Here is a 22012-nt window from a genome sequence, read left to right on the forward strand (position 1 = left end):
ACGCAGCCCTAGCAGCCATGAATATTACCCGTGGATCAGATGAGGATGAGACTTGAGGCCATCATGACGATGAAACCGACGAGCGTCGGGAGCGCAGTCCGCCTCACGACGGCCATCGGGGAGATCCCGGCAGCTCCAGCCACCGTGATGACCACACCCGAGATGGGCGACACCGAGCGGAACAAGCCACCGGCGAACTGCATCGGTGTCACGAGGTTCGTCGCGTTGCCTGACAAGCCGCTGGCGATACCGGAAGCCAGCGATGCGAAGGACGTGAAGGACCCGACGCCAGAACCCGTCAGGAAGGTCACCAGACCGACGACCAGGGTGAACAAGATCGCCATTCCCCACAACGGCAGACCGATCCCCTCGGCCCCACTGACGAGCAACTTGATGACGCCGGCCTGCTTGAGGCCCTCGGCGAAGAGCTGCGCCGTGATGATGAGGGACACCACCTTGGCGAACATGTTGCCCATGCCGACGAACATGGTGTTCGCGTCGGTCAGCACTGCAGAACGGTCATGGTTACGAATGAGCTCGACGATGACGGCAAGCACCCACACCAGCAGGAACGCTGACACCGTCGAGAGCTGGATGGATTTGACAGCAAGCGGACTGAAGACGACCAACAGGATGATCGGCAGGAGCAGGAAGAGGGCGTACCACGTCGGCGCCACGCGGCCCGAGGACTTGTGCTCATCACTGCGTTCTCCGGCCTCGTCCTCACCCTTGCGATCCAGACGGCGCTGGACGAAGAAATGGGTGATGGCAACCGCGATGATTGTCGGAATTGCCACGGGCAGCTGATGCTTGACGAAGTACACCGCAGGAGAGAGACCGACTGTGTGGGCGGCCAGGATCTCGGTTCCAGTGGCCGGTCCGATGGGCATGGCACTCGTCGTCGCAATGACGGCGGCACCGGCCGCCGGGCTCACGCCAGCCGCAACAATGATCGGCATCATGACGACAACCAGCAGCATGGCCAGACCGGCGGCGCTCGGAATGACCATGAACAAGAGCTGTCCGATGACGTAGGCCAGCACGAGGATGAGGTAGGGCTGCTTCAGCTTGGTGATCGGGGTGATGACGAGTCGGACAAGCGCTTCCGTAGCCCCCACCCGATTCATGTATGCCGAGAAACCACCGGCAGCCATGATGATGAGTCCAACGCCAGTGAGCTGATCCTTCGCGATGGATTCGATCATCCCGACGATGTCGAACCAGACGCTGCCAGAACTCTCCTTGCCTTCCAGCAGCGGAACCGAAGGCCTGAGAATCACCCTGATGAGCAGCAGCAACAGTCCGGCTCCAAGCAAAACCAGCACTGGCTTGTATCTCTTGACCAGCAACCAACCGGCCGCAACCGTCACGAGCAGTGCACACACCGCCAGCACAGCTGTCATGATGACTCCTTCGTCAACCCATCACCGTTATGAAACTTTAACTACGTCATCGACGTTGACAGAAACAATACTAACATTGCCTCAGCTGGCGACGCCGCTTTCGATGGCACTGCCGCCTCCTGTGCAGTCCGTGCCCACAGGAACCAACAACAAGGAGCAATGATGCACTCAGTAACCGCGATGCGACGATCACGATCAGCGGTACATGTCCTTATCTGTCTCCTACTCATCGTGGTTGGAGCTGTCGGATCAAGCCTCGTCCAGACTGGCGGCGGCCACATCAGTGTCCAAGGCCTCATGATCCCCCGGTAAGGACGGAGCAGTGGCCAGTGCCGATCTTTTCCGACCCGACACCGCAACAGCAGAGCGCAAGGCCCCTCTCATCATCGTGACACCAGGGTTCCAGCGCACCAAGGAAACCCAGATCTCCTACTCCTTGGAGCTGGCACGACGGGGATACGTCACCCTTGTTGTCGACCCCTACAACCAAGGCGAATCGACGTCCCAACCTCCTCACAGTGATGACCCCAGCATCCAGCCGGCCATTGATTACGTCTCGCGAACCGACACCCTCAACTACGTCGACAAGACCAAGATCGGTATCACCGGCCACTCTGCTGGCGGTTCCCAGGTGCGTCGCATGGCTGCCGAATACGGCGCCAAGGAGGTCAAGGCCCTCAAGAAAGCGAAGTCTCCGGACTCCCCCGGTGGCACCACGATCACGAAGGAGGAGCGAGAGAAGGCCGAGAAGCTCAACCCGATTCGTTCAGTGTTCATCTCCGGCTGGTTGCAAAAGCTGAACGCCAAGAAGTTCAAGAACGTTCGGTCCAATGTCGGTATTGGATACGCCCTGTACGACGAGGGCGGCTACCGCAACAAGAACCACAACGGCGACCTGCGCAATGCCCCGGAAGCCATCGCGGTCATCAACTCGGGCCTGCCGAAGTCACAGCACGTCAATCATGTGGTCATCGGGAAAGGCTATGGGTCAGCTGCCGATCGAACCTACCGCGTGGCATACAACGACCACACCATCCACCCCTTCCAGCCGCTGACCTCCAGTGCCATAGGGTCGATGATCCAGTTCTTCGACGACACGATTGGCGCTCCGCACCAGATGAGTACCACCAACCAGACCTGGTGGCTCAAGGAACTCTTCAACGGCCTCTCCCTCATCGCGGCCCTGGTCATGCTCGTCCCGTTGACGAAGTTGCTGTTGACGATCCCGTGGTTCGCCGGAGCCAGGACCGAGGTATCGCCTGCCCCACCGAAGCCCAAGGGCAGGGGAGCCGTGAAGTTCTGGACGATCTTCGTCATCTCGGCCGCCGTGGCGTGCGTGACCTTCATCCCGTTGTCCGTGGCCAGCCAGCACATCCTCTCGGCTGTTGCCAACAAACAGAACGGCTGGTTCTTCCCCGGTCGCATGGTCAACGGGGTCGTGCTGTGGTCCCTCGTCAACGGATTGCTGGGGCTCATCCTGCTGTGGATCAGTCACTCCATCTCGAAGAAGCACGGTATCGAGGAGGCCAAGAGCTGGGGAGTTCGGATGAACTGGGCCCAGACCGGACGCACCTTGGCGCTGGCCCTGTTCGTCATTGTCATCTTCTACACGATCCTGGCCGCCGTCTACGGCTTCTTCCATATTGACTATCGACTCTTCGTGGTGGCTGCCCGCCCCCTGACGAAGCGCTGGTTCCTCATCGGACTGGCCTACGTGCCCGCCCTGTTCCTGTTCTTCTTCTCGAACTCGTTGCGAGTCAACACCTCAATGCGATTCAACAACCAACGCCGCTGGGTCAACTGGCTCATCATTGCGCTGGCCAATTCCATCGGCTTGGCGGCCATCTTCGTCATCCAGTACGTCACCTTCTTCTCGACCGGGACGGTGTTCTGGACGACGAACTGGCTCTACGTCAATATGCTGCAGTCCCTGCTCCCCATGATGGTGGTGCTGCCGCTGTTCAATCGGGCCTTCTACCACGCCACGGGTAGGGTGTGGCTCGGACCGATCGTCACCACCACGATCTTCGCCCTCATGGCCTTGGGCGGATCTGTGGCGTACATCCCGATGTTCTGACCGGCAGACTCTGACGAAAAACCTTGTCAGGCTGACATGACGACGATGGGCCGGGGAGCGACCCCCGGCCCATCGTCGTACCGTGCGGCGCGTGGTGCGGCTGTGAGATCCGCTTCCCCCGCTGTGGCAGGTGGTTCGCTCACTCGAAACCAATCGGAATCGCGTCGTCGCCCAGGAACTCCCGGCACCGAGCCACGAGCTTCTCGTGCTCCTTCTCCTTGTTGGCCATTTTCTCCTGTGCGTCGTACTTCGTCCGATCAGTGACCAGTACAGGTCGTACATGTCCTCGTCCTCCTCCGGGTCGGGTTCTTCCTCGATCCACGGCAGGAGGTAGTAGTTGACCCCCGTCGACCACGATTCCGCTGCCTCGCGATCGTCCATCAGGTCGTCGCTGTCTTCCTCCATCAGGTCCGCCGGGGGCCGACACATTCCGACGATCACTTGCTCGCGAGCGGCGTTCATCGCCTGCTGAATCCGTCCGGCTTTGGCTATCGTCGATTCCCCTAGCTTGTCCGGACCCTGCATCGCCGCCGCCAGCCGAGTCTCCTCTTCCTGAGCCCGCTCCCCCAAGCTTGAAAAGAACGTCCTGGGATCCTTGATCATTCCGAACGCTGTCGGTGCATATTCCTCCCACTCTTCCCATGCGATCCGGGCCAGCTGAGTCAGCCCTGCCATCTCGCCGGGACTCCCCTCCCAGCCCTGGGCCTCAACCTCGGTCATAAGACATTCCTTCCGCTGCGGCGGGTTCTGGTTCCGAAGCCCACCAATCTTCGAATGGTGACTGCCAAATACTGTCATCCCGACTAGGTCATCCATGGCCTCATCCTAAAAACGACCGGAATGCAAACAATGTCAATTTGCGGCATCGAGATAATCAACAAGGACAGTGCTCCTGACGCCGGAGGGGCTGCGCCCGGTCTCAGCCGCCATGACATCGAGACGCGCGCTCGTCTTAGCATCCAGACGGAGCTGGCGGCGTGGCGAGCTGCCTTGCCGGGTGGCATGGCGTTCACCAGTGTTGGGCCGTCCAGCCCAGCTGATCGCGCGACGACCAACAGCGGCAGCAGCCTCACCGTGGCAAGTCTGGCCTGGTGCACTGATAGACGCATCCGATTCAGCCCAAGCCGCCAGCCGTCCATCAAGATTGTCAGTCATAGTCATCCCTCCTGGCCCATAAGCACTCGGCGCTTCGGCCGCAACTCCATGACATGAAAGATCACCAATGTGCATGGGGCCGCCGGTAAAACCATGACCTCAATAGTCAGGCCAGACTGAGCCGGTCCGACATATAGATGCGGCGCAACCCCCGGGGACCCACGACGTGTCAAATGATGTCTTTGCAAACATGGCGTTCGTGATCACAGAGACAGCGGCACGTTCAGTAAACCCGTGTTTCACGGCACTCTCAGTAAAAATGATGGCAATACAGATGTTGTACGACAACATTGAAGTGTCAACAAGATCCCACCACAGAAGCCCGAACTAACCACCGACATTCCGGTTTCTGGCCCCAATGCGGCCACTTGGACCACTAACCCGCCCTAGGAGACCATCTCATGCTGGAAAAAATTTTCTATTGGCTTCGTGACGGAGTCCTCGATTCTCTCTACTCGATTCTGGGCTCCTTCGTCGGAGTCCTCTCTGTGTTCGCCATCTTCACCCACGTGCGACCACTCGACACCCTGCACGGCTGGCTGGAGGCTCTCGTCATCCCCGACGGCTGGTTGAACTCTGTGGACACTGTTCTCGCTAGCGGCACTCCATGGGGCTGGATGGGTGTTACCCTCGCGTTCGTTGGTGCGCTGGGAATGGCAACCCATGACGTATGTCGGGGCCGTTCCGGGCCGACCTTCTGGTTTGGCGCGAGTCTCATGGTCACGGCTGACATGAACTGGCTGTGGCTGATCCTGCTCCTTATCGCCGGATTCATCGTCTCTATGGTGGACTTGAGCAAGGACTCCTCGATCACGGACTCCTTGAAGGAGGCTCTGTGGCGGCTCGGGGGGACTGTCGTTGTAACGCTGTCCTACGGTCCGCTCGAAGTCTTCGGATGGTTCATCGACGAGACGCCTAGTGCAACCAGGCAGCAGATCATCACTCCTGATGGACGCCCACTCAAGATCGAACTTGTCGGGCCCAAGCCGGGAGCAACCGAGGCCCGCCGCAAAAACCAGCCTGACATCACCACGGATGCCCTCCAGTTCCACAACCTTGGAGGGACGATCGGCCCTCATTGAGACTGGTGCGATGGCCTTCTACAATCCCTAGCGTCACTTGGTTTTAGCCTGTGACGATGATGCTTTCGGTCCAGATGACCCACGCACTCACGGATGAGGAGCACCCATGCCAGCCGAAACCACGACACGACGACCTCCAGCAACGATGCACCTGCTCACCTGTCTGCTTCTGGTCATCGTGGGCGCGGTTAGCGCCAGCACCGTCCAGACCGGAGGAGGCCACATCAGCGTCCAAGGACTGGTGATCCCAGGGACGGATGGATCCAGGGTCAGCGCCGATCTCTACCGCCCCGACACCGCCACTGCCGAGCATCGAGCACCGCTCGTCGTCGTCACCCCAGGATTCAACCAGACCAAGGAGACGGTGGTGTCCTACGCCTTGGAGTTGGCCCGCCGCGGATTCGTCACCATCACGGTTGACCCCTACAACCAGGGGAATTCCAGCAAGCAGCCTGCCCACAGCAAGGCCCCTGCCATCAAGCTAGTCATCGACTACGCCACCCGAACTCACACCCTGAATTATGTCGACACGTCCAGGGTCGGCATCATCGGACACTCGGCTGGCGGGTCTCGGGTCCGGAGGACCGCCGCGATATACGGCGCCAAGGAGAGCAAGGCCCTGGAAAAGGCCAAGACTCCTGACTCCCCCGGTGGCACCGCGATCACCACGGAGGAACGGAGGACGGCCGAGAAACTCAACCCTATTCACGCTGTCTACATCGCAGGGTGGTTGCGCCATCTGGACGCTGACAAGTTCACGAACATCCATTCCAATGTCGGCCTGGGGTATGCCCTCCACGACGAGGGCGGTTTCCGGAACAAGAACCATGACGGTGACCTGCGCCGCTCCCCTGAGGCGCTGGCCGTCATCAAATCCGGTCTGCCGACGTCAGAGCAGGTCGATCACGTCTCCGTCGGGAAGGGCTACGGCTCCCCGTCCAACCGCAGCTACCGGATCGTCAACAACGGGCCTTGACCCTTGGTTGTGGACACGTGGAATCCAGCATGGGCTGGAGGAAGCGAGATGATCATCACCATGGCCAGGAAGAACTACTCGATGGAGTTTCGTCAGCAGGCCGTTGACTTGTACGAGACCACGCCCGGTGCGACGTTGAAGCAGATCGCTGGGGAGTTGGGGGTCTCCCGTGGGACCCTGTCGTTGTGGGTCAAGGACTTGGGCAACGGTGTCCGCACCAGCGACGGACCGACCCCAGCCACGCCCCCTTCCGGTGAGTCACCAGTAGCGAGGATCGCCCGGCTGGAGGCCGAGAATGCCCGGTTGCGGGCGGACAAGGCCAGGGTGGAGACCGAACGGGACATCCTGCGCAAGGCGGCCAAGTATTTCGCCGGGGAGACGAGCTGGTGAACCGCTTCCAGTTCGTCGCCGACCACCAGACCACCTACCAGGTGAAGCGGTTGTGCCAGGTGTTGGAGCTGTCCCGCTCCTCGTTCTATGCCTGGCAGAAAGCCGGCCCGGCCCGTCAGCAGCGCGCTGAGGACGACGCTGTCCTGGCTGCACGGATCCGACGGGTCCAGGACCCGAAAGCTGGTGGGGACCCGGCCTACGGGGCACCGCGGGTGACCGTCGAACTGAACGACGGCGCCGCCCGCGAGGATCGTGTCAACCACAAGCGCGTCGCCAGGGTGATGCGTGCCCACCAGCTGGCGGGGACCCGGCTGCGTCGCAGGGTTCGCACCACGGTCCCGGAACCGGCTGATGAGAAGTTCGGTGACCTGCTGCAGCGGGACTTCACCTCCGAGAAGCCGAACCAGCGTTACGTCGGTGACATCACCTACCTTCCGCTGGCCGGTGGCGGGAACCTCTATCTGGCCACCGTGATCGACTGCTACTCCCGAAAACTGGCCGGCTGGGCGGTCGCGGACCACATGCGCACCGAACTGGTCGAAGACGCGCTGAAAGCCGCCTGCGCGCAGCGCGGCAGTCTCCGGGGTGCGATCTTCCACAGTGACCATGGGTCGGTCTACACCTCGAAGGCCTACGCCAAACTCTGCAAGGGTCTCGGGGTGACCCAGTCGATGGGGGCCGTGGGGACCAGCGCCGACAACAGTCTGGCCGAGTCGTTCAACGCCACCCTCAAACGCGAACTCCTTGCCGGGCAGGCCACGTTCGCTGGGCCTGAATTGTGTCGCCGTCAGGTCTTTCGCTGGGTCACCCGCTACAACACTCGCCGTCGCCATTCCTGGTGCGGCTACCTGTCCCCGAACACCTATGAGGCCCGCCGGGCCGCTACGCTGCCAACCGCAGCGTAATCAACCACCACCGTGTCCACGATCCGGAGCGAAGGCCCAACGACCACACCCTGCACTTCATCCAACCCATGACGCCGAGCGCCATCCAGCCGGTGCTGCAGTTCTTCGACCACACTCTTGGCACCCCACATCCCGTGACCAACCAGATCTGGTGGCTCAAGGAACTGTTCAACGGACTCTGTCTCGTCGCGGCTCTCATCATGCTGCTCCCGCTGACGAGATTGCTCCTCACGATTCCCTGGTTCTCGGGGGCTCGTAGCGAGCTCTCCCCCACCACGTCGGCCCCAGTACCGCGATGTTCTGGGGAGCTCTCGTCTTGCAGGCCGCCGTGGCCGCAGTGACCTATGTTTCTATGCCGATCGCGCTGTGGCTCGTCGTCAACGGCGTCCTCGGACTGGTGATCGCCTGGATCCTTTTGCGTCATGGCCAGGCAGGCGCGTCGGGAGTACGGATGTCATGGCCCCAAACCGTGCGCACCATTGCCCTCGCCCTGGTTGCCATGACGGTTTTTCACGTCATCCTGGGGATCGTCCACGGGTTCTTCCACGTTGACTATCGACTCTTCGTCCTCGCGATACGACCACTGACATCACACGGGTTCCTGACGGCCTTGACGGTGGTGCCGGTGCTCTTCCTCTTCCTGCTGGCGAATTCCCTACTCGTCGCAGCGCCGTCCGACAGCTGCCGACGCAGCGGAATCCTCCTCGGTCTGGCCGCCCCCGTCGGCCTGACGGTGATTCTCGTCACCCAGTACACGACCCTCTTCTCAACCGGAACGGTCTTCTGGAGGACCAAGTGGATGCAGGTCATGACCCTCTGGTCCCTGCTACCGGCGTTGATCGGCATCCCGTTGTTTCACCGCGCATTCCATCGGGCGACAGGAAGGGTGTGGCTCGGGCCGATCCTCATGGCAGCGGTTCTCGCCCTCATGGTGTGAGCCTTCCGACCATTCCACGGGATCAGGGCGGTATTACTCCGAGGCCGTCTCCTCCCGGGGCGGCTGCCATGCCAACGGCAGCGGATGGGCCGGATGTAGGGCCTCGTCATTCTGGCTGACTGACTTCACCCGACCAATCTCACTGCCACGATGTTCAAAGCGGCAGGTGACAATTCCGTGCCCCGATCCCCATACCCAGCCCCGACCGTACTCATCGTGAACCACGTCGGCGCCTGGCGGCCAACGCCTGCCGTCGAAGGATCGCCGCCGGCCGAAGGGCCCGGGTTGGACAGGCGTGACATCCTCGGTCACCTCGGGTTCATCGAGCAGATGTCCGTCGTCGTCGACGATGAAGAGTTCTTCCTGGGCTGAGGTCGTGAAATTGGAGACGCCAACTCCCAGCAACCGAACCCCCTCACGCAGATCGAGGGAATCGAGCATCCGCACCGCCAGATGGGTAATCCTCTCGGGCGAGTCAGTGGCGCCAGTCAGGGTCACCGACCGTGACCACACCTGGAAGTCCGCCATCTTGGCCTTGAGAGTGACGGTGCGGGCGAAATGCCCGGACTTCTTGAGTCGCCCGCACACCAGGACGGCATGGCGCTCGACGATATGGCGACACTCCTCACGATTGGTGAGATCGTGCTCGAAGGTGTCCTCGACCGAGATCGACTTGGCGATCCGGCTCGCGACCACCGGGCGGTCATCCCAGGCCCGTGACAAGGCGACAAGGCTCGTCCCCGACGCATGGCCCAATTCATGGACGAGCTCCGACTCCCGAGCAGCACGGACATCAGCGATGGTGCGCAGGCCGAGCTTCTCCAGCCTTTCCGCAGTGACTGGTCCGACTCCGGGAATCGCCCGTGCCGGTAGGGGTGCGATGGTCTCGGCCTCGGTTCCGGGGGCGACCAGGGCGACCTGATCGGCATGGCCTCGCGACGGTTTGGCCATCTCGGAGGCCACCTTGGCCATGAACTTGCTCGAGCCGATCCCCACCGAGCAGCTCAATCCCTCGGTACGCTCGAAGACTCGGGCACGGAGATCGGCGGCGACCTGGTGCAGCACGTCGAGATCCTCGACGTCAATCCCTCCCGACTCCAGATCGACGAAGGCCTCGTCGAGGCTCAGCGGCTCGACGAGGGGCGACAGTTCTCGCAGGGTTGCCATGACGACCTTGGAGGACTCCCGGTATGCCTGGAATCGTCCCGAGAGAAAGGCGGCATGGGGAGCCAGACGTCGAGCCTGTGACCCTGCCATAGCGGAGTGGACGCCGAATTTACGGGCCTCGTAGGAGGCCGTCGCCACGACTCCCCTACCGCCGACCCCACCGACGATGACGGCCTTGCCGACCAGGGAGGGCTTGTCCCGTTGCTCCACCGAGGCGAAGAAGGCATCCATGTCCAGGTGGAGGATCGACGCCGTCGATCTCATGCCCGGCGCCGATACCCGACGAAGTCGAACCCGTCGCGGGGCTCACGTCGGATCTCGCCCCACACCCGCCGATCGATGTGGGGGAATCGTGCCGAACCCTCCGGTCTCTGGTGGACCTCGGTGATGTCGAGTTCGTCGCACAGGTCGAGGGCATCAGCGTAGATCTGCCCTCCCCCGGCAATGAAGCAAATCTCCTCGCCAGCGTCACGAGCCATCCCGATGGCTTCACGCGGGCTGGCTGCGACGTCGACGCCATCGGCAGACCACTGCTGGTCACGAGTGCAGATGATGTGACGCCGTCCCGGGAGCTTGCCGATCTGGTCAAAGGTGCGCCTGCCGAACACCAGGGTGTGGCCCATCGTCACCCTCTTGAAGCGGCGGAAGTCCTCGCTGATGTGCCAGAGCATGTCCTGACCGGACCCAATGACGCCGTTGTCGGCGACCGCTGCGATGGCGACGACCTTCATCATCCCTCCTGGTACTTCGAATCCTGCAATCCGGCCGTGCTCAGACGGCAATCGGGGCGGGAAGGGCCGGACAGGGGTCGTACCCGGTCAAGGTGATGTCCGACAGCTCGAACCCGTCGATGTCACGAATCTCCGGATTGACGGTCAGCTGAGGAAGCTGTCGCGGCTCACGCTCGAGCTGCTCGTGCACCTGATCGAGGTGATTGAGATAGAGGTGGGCGTCACCCAAGGTGTGGACGAACTTCAGCGGCTTCAATCCCGTCACCGAGGCCACCAGACGGGTGAGCAGTGCGTAGGACGCAATGTTGAACGGCACACCGAGGAAGGTGTCACCGGAACGCTGATACAGCTGGCAGCTCAGCCATTCCGGATCCCCGTTCTCGTCAGGAGTGACATAGAACTGGAACAAGGTGTGACAGGGCGGCAGGGCCATCTCGTCGACCTCGGCCACATTCCACGCCGAGACGATGTGCCGACGCGACCACGGGTTGGTGCGGATCTGCTCGATGACCCGGGCGATCTGGTCGATCGCGCCGCCGTCGGCGTCGGGCCAGGAACGCCACTGGTGACCGTAAACCGGTCCCAGGTCGCCATTCTCGTCGGCCCATTCATCCCAGATATGGATGTTGTTCTCGTGCAGCCAGCCGATATTGGTGTCCCCGCGCAGGAACCACAACAGCTCCCCGAACACGCTACGGGTGTAGATCTTCTTCGTCGTCACCAGCGGGAAACCCTCACGCAGGTCGAAGGCCATCTGATGGCCGAAGACACTCAGGGTCCCGGTGCCGGTACGGTCCTCACGACGCACGCCCTCGTCGAGGATCCGTCGCAACAAGTCGAGGTAAACCTGCACGTCAGCGCCCTTCCAGGTGAGTGACGATGGCCGGGACGATCGCGCGAACGGCCTGTCCACGGTGACTGATGGCGTCCTTGACCTCAGCGGACATCTCAGCGCTGGTGAGGTCACCGGGCTGAGCATCAGGCACGAACATCGGATCGTAACCGAACCCGTTCTCCCCGCGCGCCTCGGAGATGATCCGCCCCTCCATCGTGGCGACCTTGGTGATCTCGGTGCCATCAGGGTCCACGAACGCCATCGCGCACACGAACCGACCACGACGACGCTCGTGGGGAAGGTCGAAGGTCTGGTCGAGCAGCAACTGGAGATTGCGCTCGTCGGTCGCCTCGCGTCCCGACCAGCGCGCCGAACGGATGCCCGGCATCCGGTTGAGGGCATCCACCTCGAGACCCGAGTCATCGGCGAGAGCTGGCAGACCGGTGTCACGGGCAGCAGCTCGGGCCTTGATGAGGGCGTTCTCGACGAAGGTGGCGCCGGTCTCCTCGGGAGCCGCAGCATCACTGACCTCCGACAGACCGACGATCTCGACGTCAGTCCCGGCCGCCTCGAAGGTACGCCGCAGTTCGACCAGTTTCTTGGCGTTGTTGGACGCCAGCACAACCCTGCTCACAGCGTCACCCCGAGGGCCTCAGACTGTGCAGCCTTGAGCGAGGCGCAGCCGCCGGCAGCCAGATCAAGCAGCTCATTGAGGAGGCCACGGTTGAAGGGGGCTCCCTCCGCGGTTCCCTGGATCTCGACGAAGTCCCCGTCGCCGCTCATGACGACGTTCATGTCGGTGTCGGCCCGGGAATCCTCCTCGTAGGCCAGGTCGAGCATCGGGGTGCCACCGACGACGCCAACCGAGATGGCCTGCACCGAACCTGTGATGGGCTCCCCGACGAGGCCGCCACGCTCACGCAGCCAGTTGACGGCGTCGACGAGGGCGACGTAGGCACCGGTGATGGAGGCAGTGCGCGTACCTCCGTCGGCCTGCAGCACGTCACAGTCGAGGATGATGGTGTTCTCCCCCAGCGCCTTGTCGTCGACGACAGCGCGCAGAGACCGTCCGACCAAACGGGAGATCTCGTGGGTACGCCCGCCGATCTTGCCCTTGCGGGACTCACGGCCAGAGCGCTCATTGGTGGCACGAGGCAGCATCTCGTACTCAGCGGTCACCCAGCCGAGCCCGGATCCCTTGCGCCAGCGCGGCACCCCTTCGGTGACCGAGGCATTGCACAGCACAGTGGTGCGTCCGAAACTCACCAACACCGATCCCTCGGCCTGGGTCAACCAGCCGCGTTCGATCCTGACGTCCCGCAACTGGTCCAGGCGGCGTCCATCAATTCGAGAAGTCTCACTCACGCTGCCAAGGGTAGTGGGAGGGACTGACACGAATCAGGGCTACGACACGGTACGCTCCCCAGGTCACTCAGCGGCGTCACTCAGTCGCGCACGACCGCACGGTCCCCGAGAGGATGCCGGTCATCGTGCACCGACTGCACGTCGTGGACGAAACCCTCCATGAGCCGCCGTCCCAATCTCTCGAAGCGCTCTGCATTGCCCGTCGTCAGGAAGTAGCGGATGGACTCGCGTGGCTCGGAGTGCAGCAACCCCGAGTCAGCCATCAAGGAATAGGAAGCCCGCGCACACTGGTGGGAGGAGGAGATGAGGGTGACGTCGTCGCCCAGGACATAGGAAATGAGCCCCGCCAGCAGCGGGTAGTGGGTACAGCCCAGGATGAGGGTGTCGCAACCGGCCTCCCGGATCGGCTCCAGGTAGTCCAGCGCGATGGCTTCCAACTCCCGTCCGCTGGTGATTCCCTCCTCGACGTAGGGGACGAATTTCGGACAGGCCTGGGTCGTCAGGGTGATGCCAGGCACCGCCGCCAGCGCGTCCTCGTAGGACAAGGAGCGAGCCGTGGCCTCGGTACAGATGACGCCGATGCGACCGTTCCGGGTGGCCGAACTGGCTCGGCGAGCAGCCGGCATGATGACGTCAATGACCGGGACGTCATAGCGCTCTCTGGCATCCCTCAACACTGCTGATGACGCCGTGTTACAGGCGATGAGCAGGGCTTTCACGCCGTGGGCGACGAGTCGATCGAGGCACTGCAGGGCGTAGCGACGCACCTCGGCAATCGTCTTCTCGCCATAGGGTGCGCGGGCCGTGTCGCCCAGATAGATGATGTCCTCGTTGGGCATGAGGTCGACGACGGATCGGGCCACCGTCAGCCCTCCGAATCCAGAGTCGAAGATGCCGATCGGTGAGTCGACAACGTCGGAATCAGGTTCGGTCACGGCTGGCAAGACTACCCCGCCCTCGCCGCCAACCGGCCATCCACAGGGTTTTCATGACGTCCACATGCCGAAAAACACCCCCGGTAATGACAATGAGGTAAGGCTTGACTATCCTTTGGGCTGCACCGGGAGTTCCGACGCCGTCATGGAATCACGAAGGAGACGAGATGAGGAAGCAGATACACCGCGGCACCGCAGATGAGGAGACCATCGTGCCGCTCAGCCGCCTGGCCGCTGGCCAGAGCGCGACCATCGAGTCCATTGCACCCGAGTGTGTTGACCACATTTGTCACCGGCTCCACATGCTCGGGTTCGGACAGGGCCGCGACATCACCAAGATTCGCCAGGCACCCTTCGGTGGCCCGATGGTCTTCCACGTCTGCGACGTCCAGATGTGTCTGCGTCGAGCCCAAGCTGACATGATCATGGTCCGCCCTGTTCCACAGACCGCATCGCGCCCTGTTGTCGAGGCTCAGCTGTCCGTCGCAGCCGCCTGACAGTCCACTTCCCTTCCAACCCTTCCTGCGCGATGACACGCGCCCATTCGAGGACTGCCCATGCCCACAACCGTCACGTGCCACACCGATCCCACCGTCGAGCTGTCGACGGGATCACCCAAACTGACTCTGGTCGGCTCTCCCAACGGTGGCAAGACGTCGATCTTCAACCACCTCACGGGTCTGCACGCCAAGACCGGCAACTACCCCGGCGTCACCGTCTCCCGCAGCACCGGTGTGTGCCACATCGGCGGTGACGAGTACGGCATCGAGGATCTTCCCGGGACGTATTCACTGACCCCCATCTCCCCCGACGAGGCCATTGTCGCCGAGGCTCTGGATGGGACGATCAAGGGCGTCCAGGCACCTGACGCCGTTCTGGTGGTCGCCGATGCGACGGCCCTGCGCCGATCCCTGCTGCTACTCGCAGAAACCCTGGAGCGAGACCTCCCCACAGCGGTCGTCGTCACCATGGCTGACGAGTTGCGACGCCGCGGCGGCAGCCTCGACACCGCAGCCTTGTCCCAGGCACTGGGCATACCAGTGGTCTCCGTGGTCGCCAACCGTGGCATCGGCATCGGGGAACTACGTCACCTCATCAGCGAGTGGCAGACCTGGAGCCGTCCCCCCATTCCGCCGCCCACCGCAGCAGAGGAGCTGACCGGATGGGTCGACTCGACCCTTGCCAGCGCGGGGTACCAGGATCCCCAGCCCGACTCTCGCACCGAGCGCATTGACAAGGTCCTGTTGCACCCGGTGTGGGGAACGATCGTCTTCTTCCTAGTGATGTTCCTATTCTTCCAGGCACTGTTCACGTGGGCAGCGCCCTTCCAGGACGCCATCGATGGCTTCTTCGGTTGGCTCGGCGGCTGGGTTGACGACCACGTCTCCAACCCGATCCTCGCCGGTCTGCTGGGCGATGGCATCATCGGCGGCGTCGGAGCCGTACTCGTCTTCGTCCCACAGATCCTGCTGATGTACCTACTGCTGGCCCTGCTGGACGCCGTGGGCTACATGTCTCGGGCAGCATTCCTCATGGACAAGGTGATGAGCCGTGCCGGGCTGGAGGGACGAGCATTCGTGGCCATGCTGTCCTCCTTCGCCTGCGCCATCCCCGGGGTCATGGCCACGAGAACCATCCCCTCGGCCAAGGACCGCATCGCGACGATGCTCGGCGTCCCGCTGGCTACCTGCTCGGCCCGACTGCCCGTTTACGTGCTGCTGGTCGGCATGCTCATCCCCGACGCCACCCGCATCGGCCCGTTCTCCGGGCGAGGTGTGGCGATGTTCCTGCTCTACCTGCTCGGCGCGGTGTCGGCGATGACGGCGGCCTGGGTCGTCAAGAAGATCACCGATCGCTCCGGCATACTCCTGCCCTTCTACATGGAAATGCCGCCATATCGGATTCCCACACTGCGCTCGGTGGGCATCGCGATGTGGGAGCCCACCAAGGCCTTCCTGCACAAGGCTGGCACCATCATCATGCTGACGACCATCGTCATCTGGGCCCTGACGACCTTCCCGATGCAGTCTGACTCCGAGCTGTCAAAAGCGGGTGTCGACCCGCGCGATGACGTCGCCGTGGCGGCCTACACCATGGATCACTCCATCGCTGCTGGTGTCGGCAAGGCCGTCGAGCCGGTCTTCGAACCGCTGGGATTCGACTGGCGCATTGACGTCTCCCTCATCGGATCACTGGCTGCTCGAGAGGTGGCCGTCTCCACCCTGGGCCAGATGGCTTCAGCCACCGACCCAGAGGACGATGCCGAGGTGGCCCAACAGCTGGACCGTTGGACGTGGACGCACGGCGACCACGAGGGCGAAAAGATCTTCACCCCGGCAACCATCGTTGCCCTCATCCTCTTCTTCGCCTATGCCCTGCAGTGCATGTCCACCATTGCCATCATGAAACGAGAGACCGGCGGGTGGAAGTGGCCGGCGGTCGCCTTCGGCTACATGTTCGCGCTGGCGTGGATCATGGCCCTCATCGGTCGTCTCGTGACGAATCTGGTGATCTGATGAAGCTTGCCTCGCGTCCTTCCACGGCCATTCACCCGGAGGCGACGGCTGACCCCGCGACCCTGCGTTGGGTGGTGTCGGGGGTGAGCCTACCCTTCGCCGGTGAATTGGTGAGCGCGCCTGGTCTCGACGAGTTCCTGGGACGGGTGCACGTCGAGGTGACGGTTGGTGCCGTCATCGCCACCGTCCTCGAGGACAGCTGGGAGCGTATCGGTGGCGACTTCCGGACCGCTCTGACGATGGCTCTCGAAAGGACCGACGACTGGAGCGGTGGACCCGATGCCCAGATCCTCGACGAAGCCGAGACCCTGAGATGGTGCGCCGACGAACTCATCGCTGGCCCTGTCGGTGCCGTGGCTGCCATGCATGGTGGGTCGATCGAACTGGTCGACGTCACGGTCGACAACGGGCAACGCACCGTCGCCGTGGCCATGAAAGGTGCCTGCCGGGGGTGCCCGGCAGCTCTCATCACCTTGCACCAGCGGCTGGAACACCAGCTCAGCCTGAGGCTGCGCGAGCCGGTGACTGTCCACGAGATCTGAGCCCTACTCCGACAACTCCACCTCGACGAGCACCTCGACGACAAAACCGAGCCACTCGTAGACACACTCCTCCTCGGCCTCCAGCTCCTCCTGGGCGACCCGGGCGACCTCGTCAGCGGTGATCTGGTCAGTGACACCCAACCTGGCCGCCATCATTCCCCGCAGCGCATTGACGGTACGAAGCCACCGCTGAGTCGTCACCGGATTCATGGGGACACGGCCAGTTCGGTGCAATGCCTCCAGATCAGTTCGCAAGGCCTCGGCATCCTCACAGCGCGCGGCGACCTCCTCGGCGTCATGACTGGCATGAAACTGAGCGTCGGCAGCGTCGTCGTCGCGGTAGGCGCTCGGCAGGATGGCGCGACGCACCTCGTCGTCCTCCTGAGGGCCGCAAAACTGGCTCTCCCAGAAGGCGAACGGGTCTGCCCCCGAACTGTCACGAGCGGTGGTGGTGCGCAACCGCGACAAGGCCTCGACGTAGTGCCCCAGGGCGATCTCGATGCCGATGGTCTCGCGGCGCTCCAGGTACCAGACCCACTGATTCCGGGTACCCTCAATCCTCATTCCTGCCCGCCCTTTTCGACCGAGGCCTGCAATCCGTAGCCATGCATGGCGTGCGCCGCGATCTCCATCTCCTCCTTGGACCCCTCGGCCACCGTCGCCCGGCCCTGGTTGTGGACCTGGATCATGAGCTGCACGGCTTTCTCGCGCGGGTAGCCGAAATACCTCATGAACACCATCGTCACGTAGTCCATGAGATTCACCGGGTCGTCCCAGACGACGGTCGTCCACGTCGATTCCTCATCGGTGAGACGGTCGGTCCGTGCCATGGGTTCCACGGTGGTTGCAGACATGTGCCCATTCTGTCACCACCGGGGGCACCTGAACCCCGCCAACGGGGACGCCCCATCCCCCTAAACTGTGGCCCATGTCGACCGCACTGTTCACCGACCATTACGAGCTGACTATGATCGAGGCTGCCATGGCGTCAGGAACCGCCGACCGCCGCTGCGTCTTCGAGTTGTTCCCACGTCGTCTCCCCGAAGGCCGCCGTTACGGCGTTGTCGCCGGCACTGGACGTGTCCTCGATGCGGTGGAGGACTTTCATTTCACCGACGAGGAGGTCTCCTTCCTGGAGAAGACCGGGGTCGTCGGCCCGCACATGGCTGAGTGGCTGTCGAACTACCGTTTCACCGGATCCATCCATGGTTACGCTGAGGGCGATCTTTACTTCCCAGGATCGCCGCTCCTCACCGTCGAGGGCACCTTTGCCGAGGCCTGCGTTCTCGAGACCCTGCTGCTGAGCATCTACAACCATGACTCCGCGATCGCCTCGGCGGCCTCCCGCATGGTCATGATGGCCGAGGGCCGCTCCATCATCGAGATGGGCTCTCGTCGTACCCATGAGGAATCCGCCGTCGCCGCTGCTCGCGCCGCCTGGATCGCTGGATTCGGCCCGACCTCGAACCTCGCTGCCGGCATCCGCTACGGCGTCCCCACCTCCGGCACCGCTGCCCACGCCTTCACCCTCCTCCACGACACCGAGGAGGATGCCTTCCGTGCCCAGCTCGCCGCCTATGGGGAGAAGACCACCCTGCTGGTGGACACCTATGACATCGACAACGCCGTGCGGACGGCCATCCGCCTCACCCAGGGACGCCTCGGCGCAGTCCGTATCGACTCCGGCGACCTGTCCATCGTCGCCCGGCAAGTCCGCGACCTGCTCGATGACCTCGGTGCCACGAACACCCGCGTCATCGTCACCAGCGACCTCGACGAGTGGCAAATTGCCGCCTTGCGTGGCGCTCCCGTCGATGGCTTCGGAGTCGGAACCTCCCTCGTGACAGGCTCGGGAGCGCCGACCTGCTCCTTCGTCTACAAGCTGGTCGCCCGCGCAACCTCGAACGACCCGGACGCCGAGCTGTTGCCGGTGGCCAAGAAGTCGTCTCACAAGAACACCGTGGGAGGACGCAAGTACGCGGTGCGACGCATCGGTTCAGGTGGAACAGCCACCGCCGAGGTCGTCGGGGTGGGCCAGCAGCCGACCGCCGACGCTGACGACCGCAACCTCATCGTCCCCCTCGTCGTGAATGGCGAAGTCGTGGGCCGTGAGCCTCTGGAGGCCGCACGTAAGCGTCACCAGGCTGCCATAGCCGAGCTACCGATCTCCGGACGACGTATCTCCCGCGGCGACCAGGCCATTCCGACCATCATGGTGAAGCAGGGAAATGACGGCGCTGATACCGTACTCGGCGCCTCGTTGTCCTGAGTATTCCGGCACTGGCTCAACCGGCCGCTCCGACTACTCGAAGTGTGACAACCGGGTAAACACTGGCCCGAAATGGGTGGAAAGCCCGCTGTTGAAGCGCATCTGGGCTTGACTGAGGACCGACACCCGCTAATCTCCTTGAGTAGGGAAACGGCAAGAAGCCGAAAACCGCACACAGTCCATCTGAGGAGACCCCATGACCAAGTCCGAGCTCATCAAGGCCGTTGCCAAGCAGGCCTCGCTCACCGAGACCCAGACCAACGAGGCCGTCAAGGCTCTCACCGACGTCATCACCAGTGCCCTGGCCAAGGGCGAGAAGGTGCAGCTTCCCGGTCTGTTCACCGCCGAGGCCGTCGAGCGTCCCGCTCGCAATGGTCGCAACCCCCGCACCGGCGAGTCCATGACCATCCCCGCTCACAAGGCCGTCAAGATCTCGGCCTCCAGCACCCTCAAGAAGGCCGTTGCCGACTGAGCGACTGACACGGGTTGTTGACCCGTGATCAAGCATTCGGGGTCCGATGCCATCAGGCGTCGGACCCCGGTTTCACATCTCCTACGACCAAAGTCAGCCGATCACTTCTCGTTCATGACCCCGGACAGTCGCGCGGCCCTCTCATCGGTGAAGACCTCCTCGAGCCACATCGGCGAGCCGTCCGGATGGCTGAGAGGCACCCGCCAGTTCGGGTACTCATTGGTGGTGCCAGGAAGGTTCTGGGTACGTCGATCCCCCACGGCATCGGTGAGGGTGACGTTGAGGACCTTAGCCGGCGTCTGGGTGAGCATGCGGTGCATCGCCAACACGATCTCTTCCTCCGAGGGGTCGTCCCCCTCCAGCACTCCACGCGCCCGCAGGATGCCGATCCAGGTCTCGGTCTGACGGGCTGCCTCGGCCCGCTCGTGCTCCAAGGACTCTGTGAGCAGTCCGAGCTCGTTACGCACCTCGACGTGGTCACCAGCGAGGTAGCCAGTGGTGGGCGGGAGGTCATGAGTGGTCACCGAACTCATGGCGTACTCACGCCACTGCTCGGGAGCCAGCGGATGGCCGTCCTCGCCATTCTCGAACCACAGCACCGAAGTACCCATGATCCCCCGCTCACGCAGATACGTGCGCACCCACGGCTCGACGGTGCCCAGGTCCTCGCCCACGGCGAGGGCGCCGGCACGGTAGGCCTCCAGGGCCAGGATACCGACCATGGCCTCATGGTCGTACCGGATGTACGTTCCCATGCACGGGCCAAGACCGGCTGGGACCCACCACAGCCGGAACAGGCCAAGGATGTGGTCGATACGGATACCGCCCGCATGTCGCAGGGCCGCCCGCACCATCTCACGGAAGGGCTGGTAGGCCATGTCGGCCAACATGTCCGGACGCATCGGCGGCTGACCCCACTCCTGACCGGCCTGGTTGAAGGCATCAGGCGGGGAGCCGACGGAGACACCGTCGGCAAAGAGTTCACCGAGCATCCACGCATCTGCTCCGGCACCCGAGACGCCGACGGCCATGTCACAGATGAGGCCCAGGGACATCCCGGCGTCACGTCCGGCCGACTGGGCGGCCGAGAGCTGCTGGTCAGCAATCCACTGCAGCCACATGAAGAAGTCGACGCGATCCTCGTGAGCGCGCACGAACTCCGAGACGGCTCGGTTGCTGGGACGTTGGAACCCTTCGGGCCATTCGTGCCAGTCGCTGCCGTAGACCTCGGTCAGCGCACACCAGGTGGCCAGATCGACCAGACGGGTGCCGCGCAGCCTGCGGAAGGCCTGGTAGGACAGCTCCCGCGACCCTTCCAGACCGAGGGCGTGGACGGCCTCGAGGACCGGCAGCTTGGAGTCCCAGGAACGGTCACGGTCGATCGTCTCAGTGGTCGCAGCCGCATGAGCCTGGGCGGAGCGGGCCTTGGAACACTCGTAGGAGTCGAGGTCTGAGAACTCAGGAATGATCTCAGGGCGCACGTACAGCGGGTTAAGGAAGAGACGGCTGCAGGGCAGATACGGTGAGGGCTCGATCGGGGAGACGACCTGGCTGGCATGCAATGGGTTGACGAGCATGTAGTCCGCACCCTGGGTTGCCGCCCAGGTGGACAGATCCGCCAGATCCGCCAGATCGCCCATTCCCCACGACCCCCGAGACCGCGTGGAGTACAGCTGCACCGCATGGCCCCAGACCCGGGACGAGCCCATTGACCTCGGCAGACCGAGCCAGTTCGGGGAAACCACCAGGGTCGACGTGGCGCGATGATCAGCCGTCGTCGCGACGATGGTGTGGTAACCCAGCGGAAGGTCAGCCGGGATGCCGAAGGTGGCCTCACCGATCCAGCGTCCCTCGACCCGGCGATCCGGGTTCCAGTTGTCGACCTGCCAACACCCACGATGATGACCGTCCTCACAGATGATGTGAACATCGACCCACTCCCCGGCATTGACGTGGACGTCGACGCGTCCTTCCTGCCCCTCGCGCAGCACGACGATTCCAGGCAGGACACGACGCCAGGTGCGGTTGGCGACCTCTCGGCATGCCTGTTCGGCCAGCTCCGGGGTCGACGCATCGATCCCGAGCCCGGCAAGGACGGCGATGACGGTCGCCTCCTCAACCTCGATGTACTGGCCCTTCCAGTCGTGGTAATCACGAGCGATGCCGAAGTGATCGGCCAGGGTCGTCAGGTGGGGATCTGTCAAGGACATGACGGCCTTTCGGTGCCCCAGCGTGGGGGCGGGATCAATGCGGAC

21 protein-coding genes and 1 pseudogene are annotated in these 22012 nt (G+C 63.1%); 11 read left to right on the forward strand and 11 right to left on the reverse strand.

The features are described from left to right. Positions 1–35: 35 nt before the first annotated feature. Entirely contained in the window at positions 36–1403 is a 1368-nt protein-coding gene (gene dcuC, locus ACP8LP_RS08220) for a C4-dicarboxylate transporter DcuC (protein ID WP_004808826.1), read from the reverse strand. Positions 1404–1791: 388 nt separating this feature from the next. Between dcuC and ACP8LP_RS08225 the strand changes: the two genes are divergently transcribed. Next, complete coding sequence (locus ACP8LP_RS08225) at positions 1792–3480, forward strand: alpha/beta hydrolase family protein (protein ID WP_484483369.1); 1689 nt, start codon at positions 1792–1794, stop codon at positions 3478–3480. Positions 3481–4332: 852 nt separating this feature from the next. Here the strand turns inward: ACP8LP_RS08225 and ACP8LP_RS08230 are convergent. Further along, entirely contained in the window at positions 4333–4635 is a 303-nt protein-coding gene (locus ACP8LP_RS08230; protein WP_484483086.1) for a CopG family transcriptional regulator, read from the reverse strand. Positions 4636–5036: 401 nt separating this feature from the next. On the opposite strand from ACP8LP_RS08230, the gene ACP8LP_RS08235 reads away from it, so the two are divergent. The 5 genes and pseudogenes from ACP8LP_RS08235 (at position 5037) to ACP8LP_RS08255 (ending at position 8925) form a co-directional block, all read left to right on the forward strand. Next, positions 5037–5717, forward strand: coding sequence for a hypothetical protein (locus tag ACP8LP_RS08235; protein WP_484483087.1), 681 nt, complete (start codon positions 5037–5039; stop codon positions 5715–5717). 106 nt (positions 5718–5823) lie between these two features. Beyond that, positions 5824–6684: pseudogene (locus tag ACP8LP_RS08240) on the forward strand (alpha/beta hydrolase); the annotation flags it as partial. 69 nt (positions 6685–6753) lie between these two features. Beyond that, positions 6754–7988, forward strand: a protein-coding gene (locus ACP8LP_RS08245; RefSeq protein WP_147612108.1) for an IS3 family transposase whose coding sequence is annotated in 2 segments (ribosomal slippage) — positions 6754–7063 and positions 7063–7988 — 1236 coding nt in all. Because the reading frame shifts where the segments join, the coding sequence is not laid out codon by codon here. Positions 7989–8056: 68 nt separating this feature from the next. Further along, positions 8057–8329, forward strand: a complete 273-nt coding sequence (locus ACP8LP_RS08250) for a hypothetical protein (protein ID WP_484483088.1) — start codon at positions 8057–8059, stop codon at positions 8327–8329. Then, positions 8284–8925: a hypothetical protein gene (locus tag ACP8LP_RS08255; protein ID WP_484483089.1), complete on the forward strand. Its 642-nt coding sequence runs from the start codon at positions 8284–8286 to the stop codon at positions 8923–8925. Before ACP8LP_RS08250 ends, ACP8LP_RS08255 begins: the two co-directional genes overlap by 46 nt. 33 nt (positions 8926–8958) lie before the next feature. Here ACP8LP_RS08255 and ACP8LP_RS08260 read toward each other — a convergent pair whose 3' ends face one another. Genes ACP8LP_RS08260 through murI form a run of 6 tightly spaced genes read right to left on the reverse strand, consistent with a single transcriptional unit; the run spans position 8959 to position 13958 of the window. Further along, the gene (locus ACP8LP_RS08260; protein WP_484483090.1) at positions 8959–10356 is read right to left on the reverse strand and encodes a DNA polymerase IV; all 1398 of its coding nucleotides are present in this window, start codon (positions 10354–10356) and stop codon (positions 8959–8961) included. Beyond that, a complete protein-coding gene (locus tag ACP8LP_RS08265; protein WP_202726462.1) occupies positions 10353–10823 on the reverse strand; it encodes a dihydrofolate reductase in 471 nt (156 codons plus the stop codon). The genes ACP8LP_RS08260 and ACP8LP_RS08265 overlap by 4 nt, the downstream gene beginning before the upstream one ends. A gap of 40 nt (positions 10824–10863) precedes the next feature. Then, positions 10864–11676, reverse strand: a complete 813-nt coding sequence (locus ACP8LP_RS08270; RefSeq protein ID WP_138237693.1) for a thymidylate synthase — start codon at positions 11674–11676, stop codon at positions 10864–10866. A gap of 1 nt (position 11677) precedes the next feature. Beyond that, entirely contained in the window at positions 11678–12292 is a 615-nt protein-coding gene (gene rdgB, locus ACP8LP_RS08275; protein ID WP_004808845.1) for an RdgB/HAM1 family non-canonical purine NTP pyrophosphatase, read from the reverse strand. Then, a complete protein-coding gene (rph, locus tag ACP8LP_RS08280) occupies positions 12289–13053 on the reverse strand; it encodes a ribonuclease PH (RefSeq protein ID WP_036901387.1) in 765 nt (254 codons plus the stop codon). The genes rdgB and rph overlap by 4 nt, the downstream gene beginning before the upstream one ends. 50 nt (positions 13054–13103) lie before the next feature. Further along, entirely contained in the window at positions 13104–13958 is an 855-nt protein-coding gene (murI, locus tag ACP8LP_RS08285; protein WP_063279491.1) for a glutamate racemase, read from the reverse strand. Between the two features lie 179 nt (positions 13959–14137). On the opposite strand from murI, the gene ACP8LP_RS08290 reads away from it, so the two are divergent. Genes ACP8LP_RS08290 through ACP8LP_RS08300 form a run of 3 tightly spaced genes read left to right on the forward strand, consistent with a single transcriptional unit; the run spans position 14138 to position 17016 of the window. Continuing rightward, positions 14138–14455: a FeoA family protein gene (locus ACP8LP_RS08290; RefSeq protein WP_196768540.1), complete on the forward strand. Its 318-nt coding sequence runs from the start codon at positions 14138–14140 to the stop codon at positions 14453–14455. A 54-nt stretch (positions 14456–14509) separates the two neighbouring features. Further along, complete coding sequence (gene feoB, locus ACP8LP_RS08295) at positions 14510–16474, forward strand: ferrous iron transporter B (RefSeq protein ID WP_484483370.1); 1965 nt, start codon at positions 14510–14512, stop codon at positions 16472–16474. Beyond that, positions 16474–17016 (forward strand): NifU family protein, encoded by a 543-nt coding sequence (locus ACP8LP_RS08300; protein WP_016665925.1) that lies wholly within the window; start codon positions 16474–16476, stop codon positions 17014–17016. Before feoB ends, ACP8LP_RS08300 begins: the two co-directional genes overlap by 1 nt. A gap of 3 nt (positions 17017–17019) precedes the next feature. Here ACP8LP_RS08300 and ACP8LP_RS08305 read toward each other — a convergent pair whose 3' ends face one another. Together ACP8LP_RS08305 and clpS are read right to left on the reverse strand one after the other, a co-directional pair. Then, positions 17020–17580, reverse strand: a complete 561-nt coding sequence (locus ACP8LP_RS08305; RefSeq protein ID WP_016665926.1) for a DUF2017 family protein — start codon at positions 17578–17580, stop codon at positions 17020–17022. Beyond that, the gene (gene clpS / locus ACP8LP_RS08310) at positions 17577–17870 is read right to left on the reverse strand and encodes an ATP-dependent Clp protease adapter ClpS (RefSeq protein WP_036975426.1); all 294 of its coding nucleotides are present in this window, start codon (positions 17868–17870) and stop codon (positions 17577–17579) included. The genes ACP8LP_RS08305 and clpS overlap by 4 nt, the downstream gene beginning before the upstream one ends. A 74-nt stretch (positions 17871–17944) precedes the next feature. On the opposite strand from clpS, the gene ACP8LP_RS08315 reads away from it, so the two are divergent. Both ACP8LP_RS08315 and ACP8LP_RS08320 read left to right on the forward strand, forming a co-directional pair. Continuing rightward, entirely contained in the window at positions 17945–19285 is a 1341-nt protein-coding gene (locus tag ACP8LP_RS08315; protein WP_484483091.1) for a nicotinate phosphoribosyltransferase, read from the forward strand. Between the two features lie 196 nt (positions 19286–19481). Beyond that, positions 19482–19757 carry an HU family DNA-binding protein gene (locus ACP8LP_RS08320; protein ID WP_063279495.1) on the forward strand — a complete coding sequence of 92 codons (276 nt, stop codon included), beginning with the start codon at positions 19482–19484 and terminating at the stop codon, positions 19755–19757. A 101-nt stretch (positions 19758–19858) separates the two neighbouring features. Here the strand turns inward: ACP8LP_RS08320 and malQ are convergent, their stop codons facing one another. After that, positions 19859–21967 (reverse strand): 4-alpha-glucanotransferase, encoded by a 2109-nt coding sequence (malQ, locus tag ACP8LP_RS08325; protein ID WP_484483371.1) that lies wholly within the window; start codon positions 21965–21967, stop codon positions 19859–19861. Between the last annotated feature and the right edge of the window lie 45 nt (positions 21968–22012).

It is taken from the genome of Cutibacterium sp. LaCa_89 (assembly GCF_058177555.1).